Genomic DNA, 22,195 nt, shown 5'->3' on the forward strand with positions numbered 1-22,195 from the left:
TATCCGATCGAGTGTCGGCTGTCACGCGTGATGGTGAGGCTACAGCGCCACGCGTCCAATCGGACGCGCGGCGCTGTAGCATTTTGAAATGCAGTAGGCGCCCTCGGTGAAGGCAAGCGGGCCGGACGAATTATCGTCCGGCCCGCAGGGAGCGCAGGGGGCAGGGGAGGAGGACCTCACTCGCCGGGGGCGAGATGAGGTGCTTCGATGTGCGCTCCGGCGTGCTTCAGCGGCCGCTCTCCGGAGAGCTTGCGGATCAGCACGTAGAAGACCGGCGTCATGAAGATGCCGAAGGCGGTAACGCCGATCATGCCGGCAAAGACCGCGACGCCCATGGCCGAGCGCATTTCCGCACCGGCACCGGTGGAGGTGACAAGCGGCACGACGCCCATGATGAAGGCCATCGAGGTCATCAGGATCGGCCTCAGACGCAGCCGGCTCGCCTCGATCGCGGCAGCGACTGGGCTGCTGCCGGAAAGTTCGAGTTCGCGAGCGAACTCGACGATCAGGATCGCGTTCTTGGCGGACAGGCCGACGAGCACGATCAAGCCGATCTGGGTGAAGACGTTGTTGTCTCCGCCGGTCAGCCAGACGCCGGTGAGCGCCGCCATGATGCCCATCGGCACGATCAGCACGATCGCGATCGGCAGCAACAGGCTTTCATACTGGGCCGCCAACACGAGATAGACGAGCAGCAGCGCCAGCGGAAAGACCAGGAGTCCCGAGTTGCCGGCGAGGATCTGCTGATAGGTCAGGTCCGTCCACTCGAAGCTGATGCCGGGCGGTAGCGTCTCGGAGGCGATCTTTTCGATCGCAGCCTGCGCCTGGCCGGACGAATAGCCCGGTGCCGGGCCGCCGTTGATATCGGCGGACAGGAAGCCGTTGTACCGGATCGCCCGTTCCGCGCCGACGGTCTGCTCGACCTTCAACAGCGCCGAAAGCGGAATCATTTCGCCCGACTGCGAGCGGACCTTCAGCCGGCCGATGTCGTCGGCATGGCTGCGGTAGCTCGCATCGGCCTGCACGCGTACGCTGTAGGTTCGGCCGAAGGCGTTGAAGTCGTTGACGTAGAGCGAGCCCAGATAGATCTGCAGGGTTTCGAACACGTCGGTCACCGCCACGCCGAGCTGGCGCGCCTTGACGCGGTCGAGGTCGGCGTAGAGCTGCGGCACATTGATCTGATAGCTCGAATAGAGCCCCGCGAGTTCCGGTGTTGCCATCGCTTTCGCAAGGAACGCCTTGGCCGCATCGTCGAGCGCCCGGTAGCCGAGTCCGTTCTTGTCCTCGATCTGCAGCTTGAAGCCGCCGGTCGTGCCGAGGCCCTGAACGGGCGGCGGCGGGAACATGGCGATGAAGGCATCCTGGATCGCGCCGAACTCCTGGTTCAGTTGCATGGCGATCGCCCCGCCGGAGAGTTCCGGCGTTGTGCGTTCCTCGAACGGTTTCAGCGACACGAAGACGATGCCCGAGTTCGACGAGTTGGTGAAGCCGTTGATCGACAGACCCGGGAAGGCGATGGCATGTTCGACGCCCGGATGCTTGAGCGCGATCTCGCTCATGCGCCGGATGACGTCTTCCGAGCGGTCAAGCGTCGCCGCATCCGGCAATTGCGCGAACCCGATCAGATATTGCTTGTCCTGGGCCGGCACGAAGCCGCCGGGAACGGCGCGGAACAGGGTGAAGGTGACGCCGATAAGGATCACGTAGACGCCCATGATCAGCGACTTGCGTGTGAGAATGCCGCCGACGCCGCGGCCGTAGGCTTCCGAGCTCTTGCCGAAGAAGCGGTTGAAGCCGCGGAAGAACCAGCCGAAGAGCCTGTCCATCACGCGCGTCAGCAGGTCCTTCGGCGCGTGGTGATCCTTCAGGAGAAGGGCGGCGAGCGCCGGAGAAAGCGTCAGCGAATTGAAGGCGGAGATCACAGTCGAGATCGCGATCGTCAGCGCGAATTGGCGGTAGAACTGTCCCGTCAGGCCGGTGATGAAGGCGAGCGGCACGAAGACCGCGACCAGCACCAGCGCGATCGCGATGATCGGGCCGGAAACCTCCGACATGGCGCGATAGGTCGCCTGCACCGGCGAAAGCCCCTGCGCGATGTTGCGCTCGACGTTCTCGACGACGACGATGGCGTCATCGACGACGATGCCGATCGCCAGCACCAGGCCGAAGAGGCTCAGCGCATTGATCGAAAATCCGAAGACGTACATCACCGCGAAGGTGCCGACGATCGAGACCGGCACGGCGACCAGCGGGATGATCGAGGCGCGCCAGGTCTGCAGGAAGACGATCACGACGAGCACCACCAGTGCGATCGCTTCGAGCAGTGTATGAACGACCGACTCGATCGAGGCTCTGACGAACTGCGTCGTGTCGTAGACGATCTCGTAGTCGACGCCTTCCGGCATGGTCTGCTTCAGCTCGGCCATCGCCTTGTGCACGTTTTCCGAGATCTGGATGGCGTTGGAGCCCGGTGCCTGGAAGACGCCCATGCCGACGGCAGCCTTGTTGTCGAGGAGGGAGCGCAGCGAGTAGTCGGCTGCGCCCATTTCGACGCGCGCGACGTCGCCAAGGCGCGTGATCTCGCCATCGGCGCCGGATTTGACCACGATGTCGGCAAAGTCTTCCGGTGTCCTCAGCCGCCCCTGGGCATTAACGGAGAGTTGCAGGTCGAGCCCGGCAACCGAGGGAGACGCGCCGATGACGCCGGCGGCGGCTTGGACGTTCTGTCCGCGAATGGCATTGGCGATGTCGCTGGCAGCAAGCCCGCGCTCGGCTGCCTTTTCAGGGTCGATCCAGACACGCATCGAGTAGTCGCCGCCGCCGAAGATCTGCACCTGGCCGACGCCCTCTACACGCGCAAGCCGATCCTTCACGTTCAAGACGCCGTAGTTGCGCAGGTAGTTAATGTCGTATTGACCGTTCGGCGAGATGAGGTGCACCACGAGCGTCAGGTCGGGCGAGCTCTTGACCGTCGTAACGCCGAGACGCCGCACCTCTTCCGGCAGGCGGGGTTCTGCCTGCGAGACGCGGTTCTGAACCAGCTGCTGGGCCTGGTCCGGATCGGTGCCGAGCTCGAAGGTGACGGTCAGCGTCATCAGGCCGTCGGCCGTCGCCTGGCTCTGCATGTAGAGCATGCCCTCGACGCCGTTGATCTGTTCTTCAAGCGGGGTTGCAACGGTCTCGGCGATCACCGAGGGATTGGCGCCTGGGTACTGGGCGCGCACGACGATCTGCGGCGGCACGACTTCCGGATACTCCGAGATCGGCAGGCCGGTCATGCCGATAAGGCCCGCGACGAATATGAGTACCGACAGAACGCCCGCGAAGACCGGGCGGTCAACGAAAAAGCGTGAGAAATTCATAACGATCCCCCTTGGGACAAAAAACCATGCATCCGCGACGAGGATGTTCGCCGCGAGCGTCTAAGCATGCAGTTAGGTGTTCGGTCGGCGCCGCCTCGCGTCCTCTCCGAGGAAGGCGAGGCGCCGCGTTCAACTATTTTTTGGCGATTGAGGCCGTGGCCCCTTCGGCCGGCTGCGGGGCAACGAGGACGCCGGGCCGGACGCGCTGCAGCCCGTTGACGACGATGCTCTCTCCCGGCTTCAGCCCGGCATCGACGATCCTGAGGCCATCGGCCGTCGGTCCGAGGGTCACCTGGCGGTACTCGACCTTGTTGTCGGCGCCGACCACCAGCACGAATTTCTTGTCCTGGTCCGAACCGATGGCACGATCGCTGACCACCAGCTTTTCCGTTGGAGCCGGGTCGCCGATGCGGATGCGGACGAACTGACCGGGGATCAGCCGGCCGTCAGCGTTGTTGAGCGCTGCCCGGACGCGGACCGTACCGGTGGTGGCGTCCACCTCGTTGTTGATGAGCTGGATATGGCCGGTGATCGGTGTGCCCTCGTCGGCGGCGGTGCCGATCTCGACGGGAATGCGCTCGATTGCGTTGCTGCCGGCGGAGGCGGAAAGCTTGGCCAGGGCCGCGGCGACCACCTCCTCGTTGACGTTGAAACTCGCATAGATCGGATCGATCGAGACGAGCGTCGTCAGGACCGGCGAGGCGGAGCCGGCGGCCACGAGATTGCCCGCAGTCACCTCCAGCCTGCCAACGCGGCCGGAAATCGGCGCACGCACCTCAGTATATTGAAGGTCCAGCCGGGCCGAACGCAGCGCCGCCTTTGCCGAGCGGACATTCGCCTGCGCTTCGTCGTAGACGCTCAGGCGCTGATCGACTCCGCTTTGCGGGATCGCGCTGGTGGTGACCAGCTTGCGGCCGCGTTCAAGCTCGGTTTTCGCAAGTGCGACGCGCGCTTCGGCGGCCGCAACCTGGGCCTCGGCGCGCTCGACGGCGGCGGCATAGGGCTCGGGATCGATGGTGACGAGGAGGTCGCCCTTCTCAACCAGGGCGCCCTCGCGGAAATGCGCTTCGAGAACGGCGCCGCCGACGCGGGGCCGCACCTCGACGCGCTCGATCGCCTCGAGTCGCCCGGAGAAATTCTCCCAGGTCGTAATCCGGCGCGATTCTGCCTTGGCCACCGAAACGGGAACGGCCGGCGGCGGCGCGGCCGCGTCGGTCGCGGCATCAGCCGTGAACCGAGAGGGCAGGCCGAAGAAAACGGCGGTTCCCCCGGCAACGGACAATAGGATACTCAGGCCGGCGCCCCAAAGGACCCGGCGGGTTACGGTCGATGTCATATTTTTCTCCTTGCCGGTTGGGAGCCCGGCCTAGTTCGTCTTCATCTGCTAATTCGGCTTCGCCCCCGCCTCCTGGAAAAAGCGGGAGAAAATGCCGGAAATCATCTGTTCCTGCACAGGCCAGTTTTCCTGCGACGAGGTGTTGGCGGGGAGCCAGGCGGCGCCCCCCGAAAGCACGTGCGTTTCTACCGGGACCCCGGCCTTGCGAAGCCGCTCCGCGTAGGCCTCGGCTTCGTCGCGCATCGGACACTGCTCGCTGGTGATGACGAGGGCGGGAACGAGCCCGCCCAGTCGCGTGCAATGTCCGGGCGCCGCATAAGGGTGCGTCAGTCCGCTGCGTTCGCCGAGGTAGCGTTGCCAGCCATCAGCGATCAACTGCACCGACGTCTGCGGACAGTACTTCCGGAACGATGCGGTCGCCATGCAGGGATCGAGCAGGGGCGACAGGAGGATCTGGCCCTTCAGATCCGAGAGGAACTGGTCGCGCGCCATCAGCGCCAGGCCGGCTGCGAGGTTTCCGCCCGCTTCCTCGCCGGCAACGAACAGCATCGACTTCTTGTGCGCGAACTGCGGGCAGCGGTTGCGCATGGACGACAGCATGGCGTACGAGACTTCAAGCGCCGCCGGGAACGGGCTCAGGCAGGCCGAAGGGTATTCCGGCGAAATGACCACGGCGCCTGCGGCGGCAAGCGCGCTCGCCACTTTCTCGCCGGCCGCAACCGATTCCCCGACGAAGGACCCGCCGTGAAAATGAAGCACGACCGGAGGCGGGGTCAGCAACGTGGCGCCGCGGTAGACGCGCGCGCGGCACGCCCCGTGACCCGTCTGCATCGTCTCTTCGGTAAAATGCGCGTTCATCTCTCTTGTCTCAGCCATGGGGCAATCCCTAGATGAGGGACAGCCCGCGATGTTTGCAGCATAACATTGTCTTTCGTCTGGAATAGTCAGCGGGTCCTGATTACACTATTCGCTATTTCGAACAATTCGGTTATTGAAAATGGACCAGCTCACGGCCATGCGCGCCTTTCTCCGTGTGGTGGAGACCGGCAATTTCACCCGGGCATCCGCCTCCCTCAACATGCCGAAAGCAACGGTGACCAACCTCATCCAGGGGCTGGAGGCGCACCTGAGCACCAAGTTGCTCAATCGCACGACGCGGCGCGTTCTGGTGACGCCGGACGGCGCACTCTACTACGAGCGTGCCGCACGCCTGCTCTCTGATCTCGATGAACTGGACGGCAGCCTCTCGACTGCCCAGAGCCTGCCGAAGGGCAGACTGCGCGTCGAAACAGCGAGCGCCTTTGCCAACCTGATCATCATTCCGGCATTGCCCGAATTCCATAAGAAATACCCGGACATACAGATCGACCTCGGCGTATCGGATCGCACGATCGACTATCTTGCCGAAAATGTCGATTGCGCCATCCGCGCTGGCAATTTGACGGACCAATCGCTGATCGCCCGGCGCATTACGGAGATGAAATTCATCACCTGCGCCTCGCGGGACTTCCTCGAGCGGCATCCGGTGCCGCGACACCCATCGGACCTCGAGAAGAATTGTTATGCCGTCGGCTACTTCCTGCCGAAGTCAGGACAGCAGATGCCCTTCCATTTCCGGCGGGGAAACGAAGAGATCGAGGTCAATAGCCGCTATACCGTGGCCGCAAACGAGGCGACGACCTATATCGCCGCCGCGCGGGCGGGAATGGGTGTCATCCAAGCGCCGTTCTTCATGGTTCGCGACGATCTTCGCGCCGGCACCATGGTCCCGGTACTGCCCGATTGGCAGGTCGATTCGATGCCGATCTATCTGGTCTATCCGCCGAACCGGCACTTGAGCAGCCGGCTGCGCGTCTTTGCAGACTGGGTCGTGAAGGTCATGGCGCAGTCGCAGATGGACCTGGATTGACTGAGCGGGCGAAAAAATAGCCCGCGCATGAAGTGCCGTTCATGGGCGGATATTCCGATGCCACTACGAGTCGCCGCCGCATGTATCCCTAAACCGGATCTGATTTAGGGACACAAACATGCAGCAATTCAAAGTGCTACAGCGTCTACTGCGCGTCTGAGAACCACGGCGCTCCAGCCTTACGCGGTCGGCTGCTTCGTCTTGCGGAGATAGGGCAGGATCGTATCGAAGGAGCCGAAGCGCTGGATCGCATCCTCGTTGGATACGGCCGCGGTAATGATGACGTCCTCGCCCTGCTGCCAGTTCGCCGGTGTCGCGACCTGGTGCTTGGCGGTCAGCTGGATCGAATCGATCGCACGCAGGATCTCGTTGAAATTGCGGCCCGTCGTCATCGGGTAGGTGAGGATCAGCTTGATCTTCTTGTCCGGGCCGATGACGTAGACCGAACGCACGGTGGCGTTGTCGGCCGGTGTGCGGCCCTCCGAAGTCTCGCCGGCATCGGCCGGCAGCATGTCGTAGAGCTTGGCCACCTTGAGGTCCTTGTCGCCGATCAGCGGATATTCGACGTCGAAACCGGTCGCGACCTTGATGTCGTTCTTCCACTTGCTGTGGCTTTCGACCGGATCGACGGAGATGCCGATGATCTTGACGCCGCGCTTGCGGAATTCGTTCTCGATCCCGGCCATGGCGCCGAGTTCGGTGGTGCAGACGGGCGTGAAATTCTTCGGATGCGAGAAGAGGACGGCCCAGCCGTCGCCGATCCATTGGTGGAAATTGATCGAGCCTTGGGTGGTCTCGGCGGTGAAGTCGGGCGCTGTTTGGTTGATACGGAGGCTCATGGTCTGCTCCTTTATGGCTGGCGATTAGGTTTGCGCAGGATAGCGCAAACCTGGCGCTTTTCGAGGAGGAAACGTGCTTGAACGATCCGCAAAAAGGATGTCAGCAGCGTGATATACCGCTTTTGGAGAAAAAAATCGCTCGGGCACACGCAGTGCTAGAATTCATCGAAATGTGCTCGAATAAAGGAGATGTTTCAGTACTGCGCGAGGCGCCTGGCCGCCTCGCTCCAAGGCGTCTCGCCGAGCCGGGCGCGCTCCTGCCGAGGGCAGCAGCAGGCGAACGCGATACGCATCAGCCCCCGTCGAGCGGAGGGGCTTTCCGCCCGCATCTACGTTTCAACGCATCAGGATGACGTTTGTGATTTTGGGCCGATCCGGCCCAAAATCGTTGTGATCTAGTATTGCCTGTTCTTGGCGTTGGCGCGTTTCGCTTTGGGTTTGAAGCCGCCGGCGTCCTTTTGCGCTCCCGGCTTGCCCTTCTTGCTCCGAGATTTGTCGTCCCGTTTATCAGCACGTGCGTCCTCGGCCATAGCCGGCTTCTTTTCGAACTTGCGCTTCGGTTCGAAATCTTCGCGTGCTGGGTCGGCGGTCCGCTTCTTCGCGAAACCGGGTTTTTCCTGTCGCGGCGGTGAGAGATCCGGAGTGCCCGCGAGCGCCTTGACGCGGATGCCCTTTTCCAGGGTCAGGTTCGGACCGATCGCCGAGAGGAAGCGTTCGGCGCCCTCGGCCGTCAGTTCGACATAGGTCTCTTCCGGCTGCATCCGGATCGCACCGATGTCGCGCTTGGAGAGCTTGCCGTGGCGGCACAGCATCGGGATCAGCCAGCGCGGCTCGGCATTCTGCTTGCGGCCGACCGAGAGCGAAAACCAGCTGCCGTCGGTGAAGTCGGCGCGCGGTGCGCTGAAGTCGTCGCGCGAGGTTGCGGCAGCATCGCGCCGTTCTTTCCTGCGGTCGTTGGTGAGCGAAACATCGGCGAGATCCTCCGGCGCCGAGCGACCGGAACGGAACTGCCGCACGAAGGCCGCCGCCAGCTTCTCAGCGCCGTGACGGTCGATCAGAGCCCGCACGATCGCCTGCTCGTCCGCGCGCAGCGGTTCATCGAACGCTGGGTCAGCGACGATGCGCTCGTCGTCGCGGCTCGCTACCTCGTCCGCGGACGGCGGTTTTGCCCAGGTCGCGGTGATACGCGCATTTTCCAGGAGCCTTTCGGCCTTGCGGCGCGCATTGATGGGGACGATCAGCGCGCTGACGCCCTTCTGGCCCGCGCGACCCGTGCGTCCACTCCGATGCAGCAAGGTCTCAGGATTGGTCGGCAGATCGGCGTGTATCACGAGTTCCAGTCCGGGCAGGTCGATGCCGCGAGCTGCAACATCGGTCGCGATGCAGACGCGGGCGCGGCCGTCGCGCATCGCCTGCAGCGCGTGGGTGCGTTCGTTCTGGCTGAGTTCCCCGGAGAGCGCCACGACAGAGAAGCCGCGATTGTTGAAGCGGGCGGTCAGGTGATTGACCGCGGCACGGGTGGAACAGAAGACGATGGCGTTTCGCGCCTCGTAGTAGCGAAGCACGTTGATGATCGCGTTCTCGCGGTCGCTCGGGGCGACAACGAGCGAACGATATTCGATATCGCCATGCTGCTTCTCTGCGGATGCGGTGCTGATGCGTATGGCATCCCGCTGGTAGTTCTTGGCAAGCGTCGCGATCGAGCGCGGCACCGTCGCCGAAAACATCAGCGTGCGCCGGTCGGCCGGCGCCGCCTCGAGGATGAACTCCAGATCCTCACGGAAGCCGAGGTCCAGCATTTCGTCCGCTTCGTCCAGCACGATAGCGCGGAGTGCCGAGATGTCGAGCGAATCCCGGCGAATGTGGTCGCAGAGCCGCCCCGGTGTGCCGACGACGATGTGGGCACCGCGTTCGAGCGCGCGCCGCTCGTTGCGCATGTCCATGCCGCCGACGCAGGAGGCGATGGTGGCGCCCGCCACCTCGTAGAGCCATTCGAGTTCGCGCTTGACCTGGAGCGCCAGTTCGCGCGTTGGCGCAATGACAAGCGCGAGCGGTGCGCCAGCCGCGCCAAAACGCTCCGTGCCGGCGAGCAGCGTCGGCGCAAGCGCCAGGCCGAAGGCCACGGTCTTGCCGGACCCGGTCTGGGCCGAAACCAGCGCGTCGGCGCCATCGAGCGCCGGATCGAGCATCGCCTTTTGTACCGGCGTCAGCTCGTTGTAACCGCGTCTTGCCAACGCCTCGGCGATCGCGGGCGCGATCCCATCGAACTCAGTCATAGCTTGTCTTTCGGATTTCGGTCTTCACGCCGACGAACGAGCGGATTTGGATCAGGTCGTCGTCATCAGGCGTCGATTGCCGCGGCCAACACGTCGCGGGCCTGTTCATGGCGCGCTACATACGCGGCAGCAACGCCAATGTACAGGCGGAATCTTTACGGCGGGATGAGGAAAAGTGCGCGCGGTCTTCCGCCCGCATCCCACTCTAAGCTCTATCGATCACGACGATTTCGGGTCGGTTCGACCCAAAATCATTGTGATCTGGTGCCGGGGCCGTCATTGGGACTGCCGAATTCGTTCTCGCCCTTCACGCTGGGCCACAGGCAGAGGGCGATGAACACGATCGGGCTCAGCACAGGAATGAAAAGGCAGAGCGCCAGCGGGCCGGGATAGCCGATGTCATGCAGGCGCTTAATCGCCAGCATCGCGATGGAAACGGTCGAAAGGATGCCTGAAGCGACGAGCGCCAGTGTCCAGAACGCCAATGCGGTGTCTTCGTTTTCGTTCTTCAGCATCTGCATCAGGAAGACGGAGCCGACGAGGAACCAGAAAAGCCAGGAAAGGAAAAAGGGCAGGCGGCCGATGCGGCCGGAGGGGCTGAAGAACAGCCAGGTCATGCTCGGCTGTCGCCCCTCCTCCGCCATCGCATCAATCTCTGAGCAGTTCGTTGATACCGGTCTTGGCGCGCGTCTTCTCGTCGACGCGCTTGACGATGACCGCGCAATAGAGGTTCGGTGCAGGCTGGCCGTTTGCCATGGTCGAGCCGGACGGCATCGAGCCTGCCACGACGACGGAATAGGGCGGCACTTCGCCGTACGTCACTTCGCCCGTCGCGCGATCGACGATCTTGGTCGACTTGCCGATGAAGACGCCCATGCCGAGAACCGAGCCTTCGCGCACGATACAGCCTTCGACGACCTCCGAGCGGGCGCCGATGAAGCAATTGTCCTCGATGATCGTCGGGCCTGCCTGCATCGGCTCCAGCACGCCGCCGATGCCGACGCCGCCGGAAAGGTGCACGTTCCTGCCGATCTGCGCGCAGGAGCCGACGGTTGCCCAGGTATCGACCATCGTACCCTCGCCGACATAGGCGCCGAGATTGACGAAGGAGGGCATCAGGATCGCGTTCGGCGCGATATAGGCCGAGCGGCGGACGACGCAGTTCGGAACGGCGCGGAAGCCGGCCTTCTCGAACTCGTTGACGCTCCAGCCATCGAACTTGGAGGGAACCTTGTCCCACCAGACCGACTCGCCGGGGCCGCCCTTGACGAGCTCCATCGGGTTCAGACGGAAGGACAGAAGAACGGCCTTCTTCAGCCACTGATTGACGGTCCAGGTGCCATCCGCACCGCGTTCGGCGACGCGGGCCTTGCCGCTGTCCAGCAGGTTCAGCGCCGCTTCGACCGCTTCGCGGACCGCGCCGCGGGTGCTGGTGTTGACGGCTTCGCGATCGTCGAAGGCGGTCTCGATGGTCTGCGACAGGGAGGCAAGGTCGTGGGTCGTCATCGGAATTCCTTGTGTTCGGCGTTGTCGTGCAAGCTCTACTGCATAATTCCTTAAATCGGAACCGATTTGAGGACAAAGGTATGCAGCAATTCAAAGTGCTACAGCGACCTCGCGCGTCTCGATGACGCAGTGTGCTGTAGAGGCATAAATCTGAAAAGTTGAAGCGCTTTTGGCTCCGACATCTCAGCAGGACTTGGCAAACTTCCGTGTTTCCGGCAGTAGGGACGGCTCTATGACCGAGGAAACACGACAGGGCGCGTCCGGACGAGATGCCGTCTGTTCGAAACGCGACGGGAAGATGAAATATGGCACGTATGAAGAAGCGCAATCTGCGCCGCAAGGATGGGGTCTGGGATCCGCTGGCCGACAGCTCGCAGAGCAGGCTGCGCGCCTCGACCGTGCCGCTGACGCCGCAGTCGGCCTCGCCGACCTATCGTCTCGCCTATGTCGACGATGATTTTCTCTGCCGCGAAGAGTTGAGGCCGGTACGCCTGCAGCTCGAACTCCTGAAGACGGAGATGATGCTCGAGGAGCGGGGCATCAATTCGACCGTGGTGATGTTCGGCGGCGCACGCATCCCTGAGCCCAGCGGCGAGGCCTGGGCGGCGAAGAACGATACGCAGCGCAAGAACCTCGAAGCGGCATCGATCTACTACGACGAAGCACGCAAGTTCGCGCGGATCTGCTCGGAGCAGTCCGCCAAGCTCGGCCACAAGGAATATGTCATCGTCACCGGCGGCGGCCCGGGGGTGATGGAGGCGGGAAACCGTGGCGCGGCCGACGCCGGCGCTCCTTCGATCGGGCTCAACATCGTGCTACCGCACGAGCAGGCGCCAAACCGCTTCGTGACGCCGGAGCTGTCGTTCAATTTCCACTATTTCGCCATTCGCAAGATGCATTTCCTGCTGCGCGCCAAGGCCGTCACCGTGTTTCCCGGCGGCTTCGGCACGCTCGACGAATTGTTCGAAACGCTGACGCTGATGCAGACCGGCCGTCTAGCCCTGGTGCCGCTCATCCTGTTCGGCGAGAAGTTCTGGCGCACCATCGTCAACTTCGAGGCACTGGCCGAGTTCGGCACGATCGCGCCGAACGACGTCGATCTGGTGCATTTCGTCGAGACCGCGGAAGAGGCCTGGGAGATCATCGCCCGGTTCTACGAGAGCATCGATCCGCGGTCGATGCCGATGGCATCCGGCCGGCGCTAGAGCGTTTCAGGTTTTGACGGAAGCATATCCGGCGTTGGCGAAGTAGTTGCTGCATTCGTCGGGTTGAACTGAGGAGACGAGGCTGCCGAGGTGTTGCCATGTCTCCTCGACGGTTCGCTTCTGCGCCGCCCGCATCCAGTGTTTGATTTTGGCGAAGGCTTGCTCGATCGGGTTTAGATCGGGCGAGTATGGCGGTAGATACCAGAGCCTTGCGCCGGCGGCTCGGATCATCTGCCGGACGGCGGTCGACTTATGGGAGCCGAGATTGTCCATGATGACGATGTCGCCGGGTTCGAGCACGGGCACGAGCTGTTGCGCAACATAGGCGCGGAAACACTGACCATTGATTGGTCCGTCGAAGACGCAAGGCGCTGCCAGCCGGTCGTGGCGCAAAGCGCCGACAAAGGTCGGCGTGCGCCAGTGGCCGTGCGGGGCAAAGCCGCGCAGGCGCTTGCCTCGCGGGCCCCAGCCATAGAGCGGCGCCATGTTGGTCTTGATCCAGGTTTCGTCAATGAACACCAGCCGCCTCGGATCGAGACCGGACTGCCAGGCGCGCCAGCGTTGCCGCCGGCGGGCAATATCGGCACGGGCCTGCTCAAGGGCGATCAGTGTTTTTTTTGAACCGCAGCCCCTCGCGGCGCAGGAACCGCCACACCGTATCGTGCGAAACCTTCACCCCACGCGCCGCCAGCTCTTCCTTCAGCCTATGCAGCGACAAATGCGGCGTCTGGTTGATCCGCTCCGCGATGAACGCACGGTGCGGCTCCAGCACATGCCTGCGGTGGCCGCCCATCTTGCCGGGCGCCACAGACCCGCTCGATCGATAGCGCTGAGACCACTTCACCGCCGACGATACGGCAATGCCGAAACGAGCCGCCACCGATCGGCAGCTTTCGCCGGCCTCAACCGCGCCAACAACACGTTCACGAAGATCGTTCGAAAGAGGTCGCGTCATCAGATGCTGGCCTCCGCTCCAGCCAACATCTTGAATCACAAAATTGACTAAAACGGAATCCCCTCCGATTCAGTCAAAGCCGGAACCGCTCCAGGGTTAAAACTCAATCAGCCTATTGATGGCGTTTGATTTTCATGATTCTATTCCGAAATAGCGGAGGTGAGGCATGGGAAGCGAATTCTGGCTAAGTGATCAGCAATGGTCCGTGATCGAACCGCTGCTGCCGAAGAACCGGCCCGGTGCGCGCCGGGTCGATGACCGCCGCGTCATCAGCGGCATTGTCCATGTGTTGCGTGTCGGCTGCCGTTGGCAGGATTGCCCGGCCGTCTATGGCCCGCCAACCACGATTTACAACCGCTTTCATCGCTGGGCCGGCCGCGGCCTGTGGCAGAAGCTGTTTTCGGCCCTGGTCGCGGCCAGTCCATGCGATATGCAGATGATCGACAGTACCACCGCGAAGGTCCATCGCTCCGCCGCTGGTGGAAAAGGGGGGCGCAGACGCAGGCGATTGGTCGCTCCCGCGGCGGCCGGACGACGAAAATCCACGCCGTCGTAGACGGGCGCGGCCGGCCGCTCGGCCTGCAGATCTCGCCGGGGCAGATGGGCGATGTGCGCGCCGCCGTGCCGTTACTCCAGCACCTGCCACCCGCCTATTTCCTCGCCGCCGACACCGCTTACGACAGCGATGCCCTGCGCCAGTATCTGACCGCACGCGGCACCATTCCGGTCATTCCCAACAACCCGACCAGAAAGCGCCGCCATCCCTTCGATGCAACGGCCTATCGCCAGCGCAACGTCATCGAGCGGATGTTCTGCCGTCTCAAGGATTGGCGGCGGATCGCCACCCGCTACGACAAGCTCGCCACAAACTTCCAGGCCGCCGTCCACATCGCCGCTATCGTCATCTGGTGGATCAATTGAGTCTGGAGCCTAGAGCTACCGGCGGTAGAGCTATGGACGTCTCGCCCTCTTCGAGACAAAGAGGGCGAGACGGGTCGCATCAGACCTTTCTGGTAAAGTCGGCGGCGTCGATCATTCCGTCGCCATTGCGGTCGCGGCGCTTGAACATCCTTTCGGTGGCTGCCGCCACTTCGGCTGTACTGAGGGCGCCGTTGCCATCGGCATCGATGCGAGCGAAGGCACGCGGCCGCATCCCGGGCAGCATAGAGGGGCGCGCCTCCCGAAGCTTGGCCATCGCCTGTTCGCGCTCCGCGCCGGTCTTCGCTCGGGCGTCGCGCCATGCTTTGCGCGCCTCGCGGAATGCCTGGCGCTTTGCCTGGATCTCTTCGCGGCTGATCTCGCCATTGCCGTTGGCGTCGAAGCTCTTGAAACTGGTCGAGACTCGCGCCTGAAACTCCTGAAGGGAGACCTTGGAGTCGCCGCTCGTGTCGAGGCGCTTGATCATGCGCTCCGCACGCTGTTCGGGCGTAGGTTTGCTTTTGGCTGCAAATGAAGGTGCAGAAAGGTCGGTCAATGCCACGGCGAGAACGGTGGCGCCGAGAATGAAAGTCCTGTTGCGCATCATGCTTTCCCTTTGCTCAATCATCCTGAGCAAAGGATAGGCAAGCGCCGCCTCGGCACCAGTTAAACTTTGGTAATTTAAGCCTCTACAGCGCCGCGCGTCGTATTAGACGCGCAAAGGACGCTGTAGTACTTCGATTGCTGCATGTTTTTATCCTTAAACCCTATGCTTTAAGGAAGCATGCAGTGGCGGGAAAGCGGTCTTTCCGTGGTTGAATCGTGTTGCTTCAGGCCTGTGCCACGATCCGCCGCAGGAACCCGGTGAGGTTCTCGGTGACGTAGTCGATCTGCTCGTCCGCGTCGCTCGACGTTTCCCACGCCTCGACGAATTCGTATTCGAGATTGTGTGGTACGAGCAGCACGGTCTTCATGCCGAGCGCCTTCGGCACCAGGAGATTGCGCGGCAGATCCTCGAACATGACCGCATGGCGGGTGTCGACGCGATGAAGGCTCATGAACTTGTCATAGGTATCGCCTGCAGGCTTCGGCACGAAATTGGCGGCGACGATGTCGAAGATGTCGTCAAAGTGGTCGAGAATGCCGAGTGCGCGGGCGGTCATCTGCGCATGGGCGACGCTGCCATTGGTGAAGATGAATTTGCGTCCCGGCAACGCCTTGATCGCCTCGCCGAGCGCGGGGTCGGCCGGCACCACGCTGTAGTCGATCGCGTGCGCCCTCTGTAGGAAGTCGTTCGGGTCGACTCCATGATGGATCATCAGTCCTTGCAGCGTCGTGCCGTGATCGCGGTAATATTCCTTCTGCAACTTCTTCGCTTCCGCCGGCTCGAGCGACAGGAGTTCGGCGACATAGGCCGTCATGTTGCGATCGATCTGCGCGAAGAGGTTGACGTGGTGCGGATAGAGCGTGTTGTCGAGATCGAAGACCCAGTCTGTGACATGGGCGAACTCGGCATGGGTCGGAAGGCGGTCGAGCTTTTTCATGGCCGGGTTATGACATGGCAGGCTTACGAAGGAAAATGGATTTATTTTATCTCGAGCCGCGCGCACCAATGGATTGTCCGTCGTGCGCGTGCTAGCTCGCGAAAATGGAAACCTGGGTTCTTATCACCGTCGCCGCGGCCTTCCTTCAGAATGTCCGCTCCGCCATGCAGAAACACCTGAAGGGCGTCATGGGCACCACCGGCGCGACCTTCGTGCGCTTCGGCTTCGGCCTGCCTTTCGCACTCTTCTACCTCGTCGTCCTTTGGCGTGGTGCCGGGCACCCCCTGCCGGTCCCGAATGGCACGTTCTTTCTCTGGGCAGTCATCGGCGGACTGGCGCAGATCGCTGCGACCTTCCTGCTCGTCCATCTCTTCTCGTTTCGCAACTTCGCCGTCGGCACGGCCTATTCTCGAACCGAACCGGCGCAGGCAGCGCTCTTCGGCCTGATCTTCCTGGGCGAGAAAGCGAGCCAGGGCACGCTGGTGGCGATCGCCATCTCGGTGGTCGGCGTCATGCTCATCTCCGTCGCCCGCACCACGCTCAGCCCGCGCTCTCTGCTAACCTCGGTTTTCAGTCGCACCGCCGGCATAGGCCTTGCGTCCGGCACGTTCTTCGGTCTCTCGGCGGTTTCCTACCGGTCCGCCTCGCTGGCGCTGGCTCCGAGCCTGCCGGCAACGGACTATGTGATGCAGGCGAGCTTCACCCTCGGCTTCGTCATCCTGCTGCAGACCGTCGTGATGCTTGCCTGGATCCTGGCCCGCCAGCCGGAGGAACTGCAACGCATAGGCGCTGCATGGCGGCCGGCGTTCGTCGTCGGCTTTGTCGGCGCCTCGGCATCCTTCGGCTGGTTCATGGCGATGACCTTGCAGCAGGCCGCGATCGTCAAGGTCGTGGCGCAGGTCGAGATGCTGTTCACCTTCGCCTCGTCCTTCTTTGTCTTTCGCGAATGGATCAACCGCCTCGAATTGCTCGGCTGCCTGCTGATCGTCACCGGCGTCGTGATGCTCATCGTTCTTTAGAGCGCCCGAAATAGACGCCCGAATTTCGGCGGACGAGTCGCCCGTCGAGTGTTACAACAGCGGCATGCTTTTCGATTTGCCGAACGACGACATCCTTTACGACGCACTTCTAGCCCGAAGCGTCGATTACGAAGGCCAGGCCTTCGTCTGCGTCAAGAGCACCGGGGTGTTCTGCCGCCTCTCCTGTCCTGCCCGCAAGCCGAAGCGGGAGAACACGCTGTTTTTCGACAACATCGCCGCCTGCATCGACTCCGGCTTCCGGCCTTGCGAGCGATGCCGCCCGCTCAACCAGCCGTCCGACAAGGAGCCGCTGGTCAACGACCTCCTGAAGCTCCTTGACCGCGCGCCGGACCGTCGCTGGACCGAGGACGATCTTGTCCGGCGCGGCTTCGATCCGTCGACCGTGCGTCGCGCCTTCAAACGGGCGCTTGGCATCACCTTTCTCGACCTCGCCCGCCAGCGGCGGATGGGCGAGGCCGCCCGTCACCTTTCGGCCGGCGCCAGCGTGATCGAGGCGCAGATGGATGCCGGTTATGACTCGCCGAGCGGTTTTCGCGCCGCCTTCGCGAAGCTGATCGGGGAGGCGCCCGCCATGTCGCAGGGCCGCCAATTGCTCTTTGCCGACACGATCGAAACGCCGCTCGGGCCAATGATTGCCGTCGCCGACAAGACGCATCTTCATTTGCTCGAATTCCACGACCGAAAAGCCCTGCCGACCGAAATGGAAAGCCTGAAGCGCAAGACGCGATCCGCCGTCGCGCCGGGCAGGACACCGCCGATCGACCAGATCGAGGACGAACTGAACGCTTACTTTGCCGGCGAATCGAGCGAATTCCTCACGCCCCTGGCGCTCGACGGCACCGCCTTCGAACGGCAGATCTGGGCGAAGCTTTTGAAAATACCGGTGGGCGAGACGCGGTCTTACAGCGATATTGCGCGGGAGGTCGCCACGCTGCAGGCGGTGCGTGCCGTAGCCAGGGCGAACGGCGCAAACCGTGTCGCAATCGTTATCCCTTGTCACCGTTGCGTCGGCTCGGACGGATCGCTGACTGGCTATGGCGGCGGTCTCTGGCGAAAGCAATGGCTGCTGCGCCACGAGGGCAAGATGAAACCCGTTGGATTGTTTGCGGAGGATGTCGGATGAATCAGCAGGAAAAGGCGCTTGCCTTTGGGGCCTTGCATCGCAAGGGCGACCCGGTCGTTCTGTACAATATCTGGGATGCCGGCAGCGCCCGCTGCGTGGCCGAGGCCGGCGCGAAGGCGCTTGCCACCGGAAGCTGGTCGGTGGCCGCCGCGCAGGGTTTTGGCGATGGGCAAAAGATACCGCTCGCGCTCCTGCTAGAAATTGTCCGGCTGATCGTCGGCGCCACGGACCTTCCGCTCTCAGTCGATTTCGAGGGCGCCTATTCCGAGGATGCGGCTCAGGGCGCGGCGAATGTTGCGCAACTGCTCGATGCCGGGGCTGTCGGCATCAATTTCGAGGACCAGGTAGTGGGCAAGGGCGGTCTCCATGCCGTCGACAAGCAGGTGTCGCGCATCCGGGCGATCCGCGAAATGGCGGAGCGTCGCGGCATAGCGCTCTTTATCAACGCCCGCACCGACCTCTTCCTCCAGGAAAGCGACACAACGCGCCACGCAGCTTTGCTCGATGAGGCGATTGCGCGCGCCAAGGCCTATGCGGAAGCCGGTGCCAGCGGCTTTTTCGCGCCGGGACTTGCGGATGCGGAGCTGGTAGGCAGGCTTTGCGCGGCGTCGCACTTGCCGGTGAACGTCATGATGAAGCCGGGCGCACCGGATCTCGCGACGCTCGCCGCGGCTGGTGTCGGCCGGGTCAGCTACGGGCCGTTTCCCTATCGCGCCATGATCGAGCGCCTGCGCAGCGAGGCGCAGAAAGTCTACGAGAGCGCCGCCACGTAACACGCGGCGCTCTCGCGCCAAATCACGGTACGATCAGCGTGCCGGCGCCGCGTTCGGTAAAGATCTCGAGCAGGACCGAATGGGCGGTCTTGCCGTTCAGAATGACCACGCCCTGCACACCGGCCTTGATGGCGTCGATGCAGGTCTCGACCTTCGGGATCATGCCGCCGGAAATCGTCCCGTCGGCGATCAGCGCGCGTGCCTGCGCCACCGACAGTTCCTTGATCAGCTCGCCCTGCTTGTTGAGTACGCCCGGCACGTCGGTCAGGAAGAGCAGGCGGGTGGCGTTCAGCGCACCGGCGATGGCGCCCGCAAAGGTATCGGCATTGATATTGTAGGTATGACCATCGCGCCCGGGCGCCACCGGCGCGATCACCGGAATCATTTCCGAGCGCGCCAGCAGATCGAGCAGGGTGCGGTCCACCTCGACCACGTCGCCGACGAAACCGAGATCGAGAACCCGCTCGATGTTGGAGTCCGGATCGCGAATGGTCTTCTTGGCCTTTTCGGCAAACACCATGTTGCCGTCCTTGCCGCAAAGGCCGATCGCCCACTCGCCGGTCTGGTTGATGAGAGCGACGATTTCCTTGTTGATCGAGCCGGCGAGCACCATCTCGACGATCTCGACGGTCTTCTCGTCGGTGACGCGCAACCCGCCTTCGAATTTCGATTCGATGCCCATCTTGGAGAGCATCGCGCCGATCTGCGGTCCGCCGCCGTGCACGACGATCGGGTTGACGCCGGACTGTTTCAGGAGTGCGATGTCGCTGGCGAACGCTCGCCCCAGTTCCGGATTGCCCATGGCATGGCCGCCATATTTGACGACGATCGTTTTGTTCTCGTAGCGCTGCATGTAGGGCAGTGCTTGGGTGAGCAGGCGTGCCTGGATTTCACTTTCTGATGCGGACATGACGGACCCTCGAAAAATATCGGCTGCTGTTTAGCGCAAGTTCCCAAAGGATGGAATGATCGGTGCGCAACATAAAGCCGTAATGACACTGCTGGTTCTGGCGGTCTCTCTATCCTATGGTGATGCTGTGGAGCCTTGAGCGGGATCAGGACAAGTGTGCGCGGTTTTCCGCCCACATCCCGCTCCCAACTTGATCCAAGAGGCGCAATCGCCATGGCCGATGAGGAGATCTCCGCGCTGCTCGGCCGCGTGGTCCTGAGAGACCGCGATGCCTTCGCGGCGCTCTATCGCCAGACGAGCCCGAAACTCTTCGGTGTCTGTCTCCGTATACTCAAGGATCGCAGCGAAGCGGAAGAGGCGCTACAGGAAATTTACGTCAAGGTCTGGCAGCGCGCCGACCGTTTCGCGACAGGCCAGGCAAGCCCCATCTCCTGGCTGACGGCAATCGCACGCAACCATGCAATCGATCTCATCCGGGCGCGAAAACCCGTCGCAAACGCGATTGACGAGGCCTATGATTTGGCTGATCCTGCTCCAGATCCGGAACGATCGGCAGCAGTCCGGTCGGAAGGCAGGCGGATCGACGCCTGCATGGAGGAGCTCGAGAAGGATCGCGCCGAGGCGGTGCGCCGAGCCTATGTCGACGGATTGAGCTACCAGGAACTGGCCGAGATGTTCGCGGTACCGCTCAATACGATGCGGACCTGGTTGAGACGCAGCCTCCTGAAACTGAGAGAGTGCATGGAGCGATGACAACGCAGAATCCCGAAAGCGGAGATTATCGGCGCGACGAGGTGATCGCCGGCGAATACGTGCTCGGCGTTCTGTCGGCGGAGGACCGCCTCAAGGTCGAGGCGCGCATGGCGTCGGACCGGAACTTCGCTGCCATGGTCGATCGCTGGCAGCACAATCTCGCCTCTTTCGACGATGCCTATGAAGCGGTTCGGCCGCCGGCCCACGTGTTTGCCGCTGTCGAGCGCAGCATCCTTCCGCCGTCGCCGGCGGCCGGGCCCCGGGTCGGATTCTGGAACTCGCTTCTTCTCTGGCGCAGCCTGACCGTCGCATCGCTCGCTGCCGCCGCAATCATGGGTGCGTCCATGGCTGGCCTCTTCAGCGAGCCGCAAGGCCAGCCGCTGGTGGCGGAACTCTCGGGCGAAGGCAATGCCATCAGTCTTGTGGCCCGCTTCGATAGAACGTCAGGGAGCCTGAAGCTGACGCCGGTGGCGGCGCGGCAGCCGGAGGAAAAATCTCTGGAACTCTGGCTGATCGAGGGCGACAATCCGGCAGTCTCGTTGGGCGTACTGCCACAGTCCGGCGAAGGTGAAATCCTGCTGCCGCCCGAGATGCGGACGAGATTCCGCGAGGGTTCGATCCTTGCTGTCAGTGTCGAGCCGCTCGGTGGTTCGCCGACCGGCGCACCGACCGGCGCGGTTGTTGCGCAGGGCACGACCCGCCATCTCTAAGGCCGGAACTCGCAACGATCCCAGAAAAGAAGACATCTTTTCAAATGGATAGGTGAAAGTAACATTGCCTGAAACTCTTTTTCCGCGCCTCCCGTTGCTTGTCATGTTCCTACTGCATGTTTCTTTAAATCGTCGCCGATTTAAGGGCAAAAACATGCAGCACTTCAAAGTGTTGCAGCGTTCTTTGTGCGTCTCATAAGACGCGCGGCGCTGTAGGTGGAACAGCAATCGCCCGAGCGGACACTTTCAAGGGTGGTCTCACTGGGCAAACGCAACAGGAAGGAAGAGAGATGTTCAAGTTTGTGATCCGTTCGGCTCTTGTCGCCTCCATGTTTACGACAGGTGCAGTCGTCGCCTACGCCGAGAACCCGATGGTCGGCGGCGCGCCGATGTATGCCGAGAAGAATATCATCGAAAATGCTATCAACTCGAAGGACCATACGACGCTGGTTGCGGCCGTGAAGGCTGCCGGTCTTGTCGAGACCCTTGAGGGCAAGGGGCCGTTCACCGTCTTCGCTCCGACGAACGAAGCCTTCGCGGCCCTGCCGGCAGGCACCGTCGACAAGCTCTTGAAGCCCGAAAACAAGGACAAGCTCACGACGGTGCTGACCTGCCATGTCGTAGCCGCCAATGCGATGTCGTCGGCGATCACCGAGATGATCAAGGATGACGGCGGCCAACATGACGTCAAGACGGTCGGCGGTTGCATCCTCAAGGCCAAGGCCGATGGCGGCAAGATCAGCCTGACCGACGAAACCGGCGGCACGGCCTGGGTGACCATCGCCGACGTGAAACAGTCGAACGGCGTCATCCATGTCATCAACAAGGTGCTGCTGCCGAAGGGATGATCCCTACAGCACCGTGCGTTCCTTCGGACTCACAGAGGTCGTTGTAACACTTTGAATCGCTGTATGTTTCATCTCAAAACGCCTCCGATTTTAAGGAAACATGCAGGCGGGCGGCGGGCATCGATCCGCCGCTCAAGCCGTTTGGTTTGCTGCTCTCACGGCGGTTTGATGGACTTTGTTTTGTCTCG

The 22,195-nt window shown here is 62.6% G+C and carries 19 protein-coding genes and 2 pseudogenes; 10 read left to right on the forward strand and 11 right to left on the reverse strand.

Annotated elements, in window-relative coordinates; genetic code table 11:
• Positions 1-176: 176 nt before the first annotated feature.
• The 3 genes from FKV68_RS02525 to FKV68_RS02535 form a co-directional block, all read right to left on the reverse strand.
• Positions 177-3,362, reverse strand: coding sequence for an efflux RND transporter permease subunit (locus FKV68_RS02525; RefSeq protein ID WP_180939979.1), 3,186 nt, complete (start codon positions 3,360-3,362; stop codon positions 177-179).
• A gap of 133 nt (positions 3,363-3,495) precedes the next feature.
• A complete protein-coding gene (locus tag FKV68_RS02530; protein ID WP_180939980.1) occupies positions 3,496-4,698 on the reverse strand; it encodes an efflux RND transporter periplasmic adaptor subunit in 1,203 nt (400 codons plus the stop codon).
• A 48-nt stretch (positions 4,699-4,746) separates the two neighbouring features.
• The gene (locus FKV68_RS02535; RefSeq protein WP_180941388.1) at positions 4,747-5,556 is read right to left on the reverse strand and encodes an alpha/beta hydrolase; all 810 of its coding nucleotides are present in this window, start codon (positions 5,554-5,556) and stop codon (positions 4,747-4,749) included.
• A gap of 139 nt (positions 5,557-5,695) precedes the next feature.
• Here FKV68_RS02535 and FKV68_RS02540 point away from each other — a divergent pair, with 139 nt between their 5' ends.
• The gene (locus FKV68_RS02540) at positions 5,696-6,607 is read left to right on the forward strand and encodes a LysR family transcriptional regulator (RefSeq protein WP_180939981.1); all 912 of its coding nucleotides are present in this window, start codon (positions 5,696-5,698) and stop codon (positions 6,605-6,607) included.
• A gap of 179 nt (positions 6,608-6,786) precedes the next feature.
• On the opposite strand, the gene FKV68_RS02545 is transcribed toward FKV68_RS02540, so the two are convergent.
• From FKV68_RS02545 to dapD, 4 genes are all read right to left on the reverse strand, one after another.
• Positions 6,787-7,446 (reverse strand): peroxiredoxin, encoded by a 660-nt coding sequence (locus FKV68_RS02545; protein ID WP_180939982.1) that lies wholly within the window; start codon positions 7,444-7,446, stop codon positions 6,787-6,789.
• 395 nt (positions 7,447-7,841) lie between these two features.
• Positions 7,842-9,722, reverse strand: coding sequence for a DEAD/DEAH box helicase (locus tag FKV68_RS02550; protein ID WP_180939983.1), 1,881 nt, complete (start codon positions 9,720-9,722; stop codon positions 7,842-7,844).
• A gap of 251 nt (positions 9,723-9,973) precedes the next feature.
• Positions 9,974-10,366 carry a DUF805 domain-containing protein gene (locus tag FKV68_RS02555; RefSeq protein WP_180939984.1) on the reverse strand — a complete coding sequence of 131 codons (393 nt, stop codon included), beginning with the start codon at positions 10,364-10,366 and terminating at the stop codon, positions 9,974-9,976.
• A gap of 4 nt (positions 10,367-10,370) precedes the next feature.
• Positions 10,371-11,228 (reverse strand): 2,3,4,5-tetrahydropyridine-2,6-dicarboxylate N-succinyltransferase, encoded by an 858-nt coding sequence (gene dapD, locus FKV68_RS02560; RefSeq protein WP_180939985.1) that lies wholly within the window; start codon positions 11,226-11,228, stop codon positions 10,371-10,373.
• A 305-nt stretch (positions 11,229-11,533) separates the two neighbouring features.
• On the opposite strand from dapD, the gene FKV68_RS02565 reads away from it, so the two are divergent.
• Positions 11,534-12,433, forward strand: coding sequence for an LOG family protein (locus tag FKV68_RS02565; RefSeq protein ID WP_180939986.1), 900 nt, complete (start codon positions 11,534-11,536; stop codon positions 12,431-12,433).
• Positions 12,434-12,439: 6 nt separating this feature from the next.
• On the opposite strand, the gene FKV68_RS02570 is transcribed toward FKV68_RS02565, so the two are convergent.
• A protein-coding gene (locus FKV68_RS02570) for an IS630 family transposase (protein ID WP_180939987.1) occupies positions 12,440-13,388 on the reverse strand; the annotation gives its coding sequence in 2 pieces (ribosomal slippage) (positions 12,440-13,051 and positions 13,053-13,388; 948 coding nt in all).
• 166 nt (positions 13,389-13,554) lie between these two features.
• On the opposite strand from FKV68_RS02570, the gene FKV68_RS02575 reads away from it, so the two are divergent.
• Positions 13,555-14,309 (forward strand): IS5 family transposase gene (locus FKV68_RS02575; protein WP_427915989.1). Its coding sequence is split into 2 segments (ribosomal slippage): positions 13,555-13,882 and positions 13,882-14,309, totalling 756 coding nucleotides; the frame shifts between segments, so codons are not numbered across the junction.
• Positions 14,310-14,388: 79 nt separating this feature from the next.
• On the opposite strand, the gene FKV68_RS02580 is transcribed toward FKV68_RS02575, so the two are convergent.
• Both FKV68_RS02580 and FKV68_RS02585 read right to left on the reverse strand, forming a co-directional pair.
• Complete coding sequence (locus FKV68_RS02580) at positions 14,389-14,910, reverse strand: EF-hand domain-containing protein (protein ID WP_180939989.1); 522 nt, start codon at positions 14,908-14,910, stop codon at positions 14,389-14,391.
• 226 nt (positions 14,911-15,136) lie between these two features.
• Positions 15,137-15,850 (reverse strand): pyrimidine 5'-nucleotidase, encoded by a 714-nt coding sequence (locus tag FKV68_RS02585; RefSeq protein ID WP_245181694.1) that lies wholly within the window; start codon positions 15,848-15,850, stop codon positions 15,137-15,139.
• Between the two features lie 104 nt (positions 15,851-15,954).
• On the opposite strand from FKV68_RS02585, the gene FKV68_RS02590 reads away from it, so the two are divergent.
• The 4 genes and pseudogenes from FKV68_RS02590 to FKV68_RS33935 all read left to right on the forward strand — a co-directional run.
• On the forward strand, positions 15,955-16,869 hold the full coding sequence (locus FKV68_RS02590; protein WP_180939991.1) for a DMT family transporter: 915 nt from the start codon (positions 15,955-15,957) through the stop codon (positions 16,867-16,869).
• A gap of 64 nt (positions 16,870-16,933) precedes the next feature.
• Complete coding sequence (locus tag FKV68_RS02595; protein ID WP_180939992.1) at positions 16,934-18,013, forward strand: bifunctional transcriptional activator/DNA repair enzyme AdaA; 1,080 nt, start codon at positions 16,934-16,936, stop codon at positions 18,011-18,013.
• A complete protein-coding gene (locus FKV68_RS02600; protein WP_180939993.1) occupies positions 18,010-18,786 on the forward strand; it encodes an isocitrate lyase/PEP mutase family protein in 777 nt (258 codons plus the stop codon). The genes FKV68_RS02595 and FKV68_RS02600 overlap by 4 nt, the downstream gene beginning before the upstream one ends.
• Positions 18,787-18,824: 38 nt before the next feature.
• A pseudogene (locus FKV68_RS33935) lies at positions 18,825-18,923 on the forward strand (hypothetical protein); the annotation flags it as partial.
• On the opposite strand, the pseudogene argB reads toward FKV68_RS33935, so the two are convergent.
• Positions 18,893-19,696, reverse strand: a pseudogene (gene argB, locus FKV68_RS02605) (acetylglutamate kinase); the annotation flags it as partial. The pseudogenes FKV68_RS33935 and argB sit on opposite strands and share 31 nt — an antisense overlap.
• A gap of 213 nt (positions 19,697-19,909) precedes the next feature.
• Between argB and FKV68_RS02610 the strand changes: the two are divergent.
• From FKV68_RS02610 to FKV68_RS02620, 3 genes are all read left to right on the forward strand, one after another.
• Positions 19,910-20,449: a sigma-70 family RNA polymerase sigma factor gene (locus FKV68_RS02610; protein WP_180939994.1), complete on the forward strand. Its 540-nt coding sequence runs from the start codon at positions 19,910-19,912 to the stop codon at positions 20,447-20,449.
• Positions 20,446-21,159, forward strand: coding sequence for an anti-sigma factor (locus tag FKV68_RS02615; RefSeq protein WP_180939995.1), 714 nt, complete (start codon positions 20,446-20,448; stop codon positions 21,157-21,159). Before FKV68_RS02610 ends, FKV68_RS02615 begins: the two co-directional genes overlap by 4 nt.
• A gap of 290 nt (positions 21,160-21,449) precedes the next feature.
• Entirely contained in the window at positions 21,450-22,007 is a 558-nt protein-coding gene (locus FKV68_RS02620) for a fasciclin domain-containing protein (protein WP_180939996.1), read from the forward strand.
• Positions 22,008-22,195 lie beyond the last annotated feature (188 nt).

Source organism: Sinorhizobium mexicanum, assembly GCF_013488225.1.
GTDB lineage: Bacteria > Pseudomonadota > Alphaproteobacteria > Rhizobiales > Rhizobiaceae > Sinorhizobium > Sinorhizobium mexicanum.

What these genes read in the sequence shown, in the direction of transcription:
- FKV68_RS02525 (WP_180939979.1), bottom strand. Translation starts at nt 3,362, where the DNA reads ATGAATTTCTCACGCTTTTTCGTTGACCGCCCGGTCTTCGCGGGCGTT.
- FKV68_RS02530 (WP_180939980.1), bottom strand. Translation starts at nt 4,698, where the DNA reads ATGACATCGACCGTAACCCGCCGGGTCCTTTGGGGCGCCGGCCTGAGT.
- FKV68_RS02535 (WP_180941388.1), bottom strand. Translation starts at nt 5,556, where the DNA reads ATGAACGCGCATTTTACCGAAGAGACGATGCAGACGGGTCACGGGGCG.
- FKV68_RS02540 (WP_180939981.1), top strand. Translation starts at nt 5,696, where the DNA reads ATGGACCAGCTCACGGCCATGCGCGCCTTTCTCCGTGTGGTGGAGACC.
- FKV68_RS02545 (WP_180939982.1), bottom strand. Translation starts at nt 7,446, where the DNA reads ATGAGCCTCCGTATCAACCAAACAGCGCCCGACTTCACCGCCGAGACC.
- FKV68_RS02550 (WP_180939983.1), bottom strand. Translation starts at nt 9,722, where the DNA reads ATGACTGAGTTCGATGGGATCGCGCCCGCGATCGCCGAGGCGTTGGCA.
- FKV68_RS02555 (WP_180939984.1), bottom strand. Translation starts at nt 10,366, where the DNA reads ATGGCGGAGGAGGGGCGACAGCCGAGCATGACCTGGCTGTTCTTCAGC.
- dapD (WP_180939985.1), bottom strand. Translation starts at nt 11,228, where the DNA reads ATGACGACCCACGACCTTGCCTCCCTGTCGCAGACCATCGAGACCGCC.
- FKV68_RS02565 (WP_180939986.1), top strand. Translation starts at nt 11,534, where the DNA reads ATGGCACGTATGAAGAAGCGCAATCTGCGCCGCAAGGATGGGGTCTGG.
- FKV68_RS02580 (WP_180939989.1), bottom strand. Translation starts at nt 14,910, where the DNA reads ATGCGCAACAGGACTTTCATTCTCGGCGCCACCGTTCTCGCCGTGGCA.
- FKV68_RS02585 (WP_245181694.1), bottom strand. Translation starts at nt 15,850, where the DNA reads ATGAAAAAGCTCGACCGCCTTCCGACCCATGCCGAGTTCGCCCATGTC.
- FKV68_RS02590 (WP_180939991.1), top strand. Translation starts at nt 15,955, where the DNA reads ATGGAAACCTGGGTTCTTATCACCGTCGCCGCGGCCTTCCTTCAGAAT.
- FKV68_RS02595 (WP_180939992.1), top strand. Translation starts at nt 16,934, where the DNA reads ATGCTTTTCGATTTGCCGAACGACGACATCCTTTACGACGCACTTCTA.
- FKV68_RS02600 (WP_180939993.1), top strand. Translation starts at nt 18,010, where the DNA reads ATGAATCAGCAGGAAAAGGCGCTTGCCTTTGGGGCCTTGCATCGCAAG.
- FKV68_RS02610 (WP_180939994.1), top strand. Translation starts at nt 19,910, where the DNA reads ATGGCCGATGAGGAGATCTCCGCGCTGCTCGGCCGCGTGGTCCTGAGA.
- FKV68_RS02615 (WP_180939995.1), top strand. Translation starts at nt 20,446, where the DNA reads ATGACAACGCAGAATCCCGAAAGCGGAGATTATCGGCGCGACGAGGTG.
- FKV68_RS02620 (WP_180939996.1), top strand. Translation starts at nt 21,450, where the DNA reads ATGTTCAAGTTTGTGATCCGTTCGGCTCTTGTCGCCTCCATGTTTACG.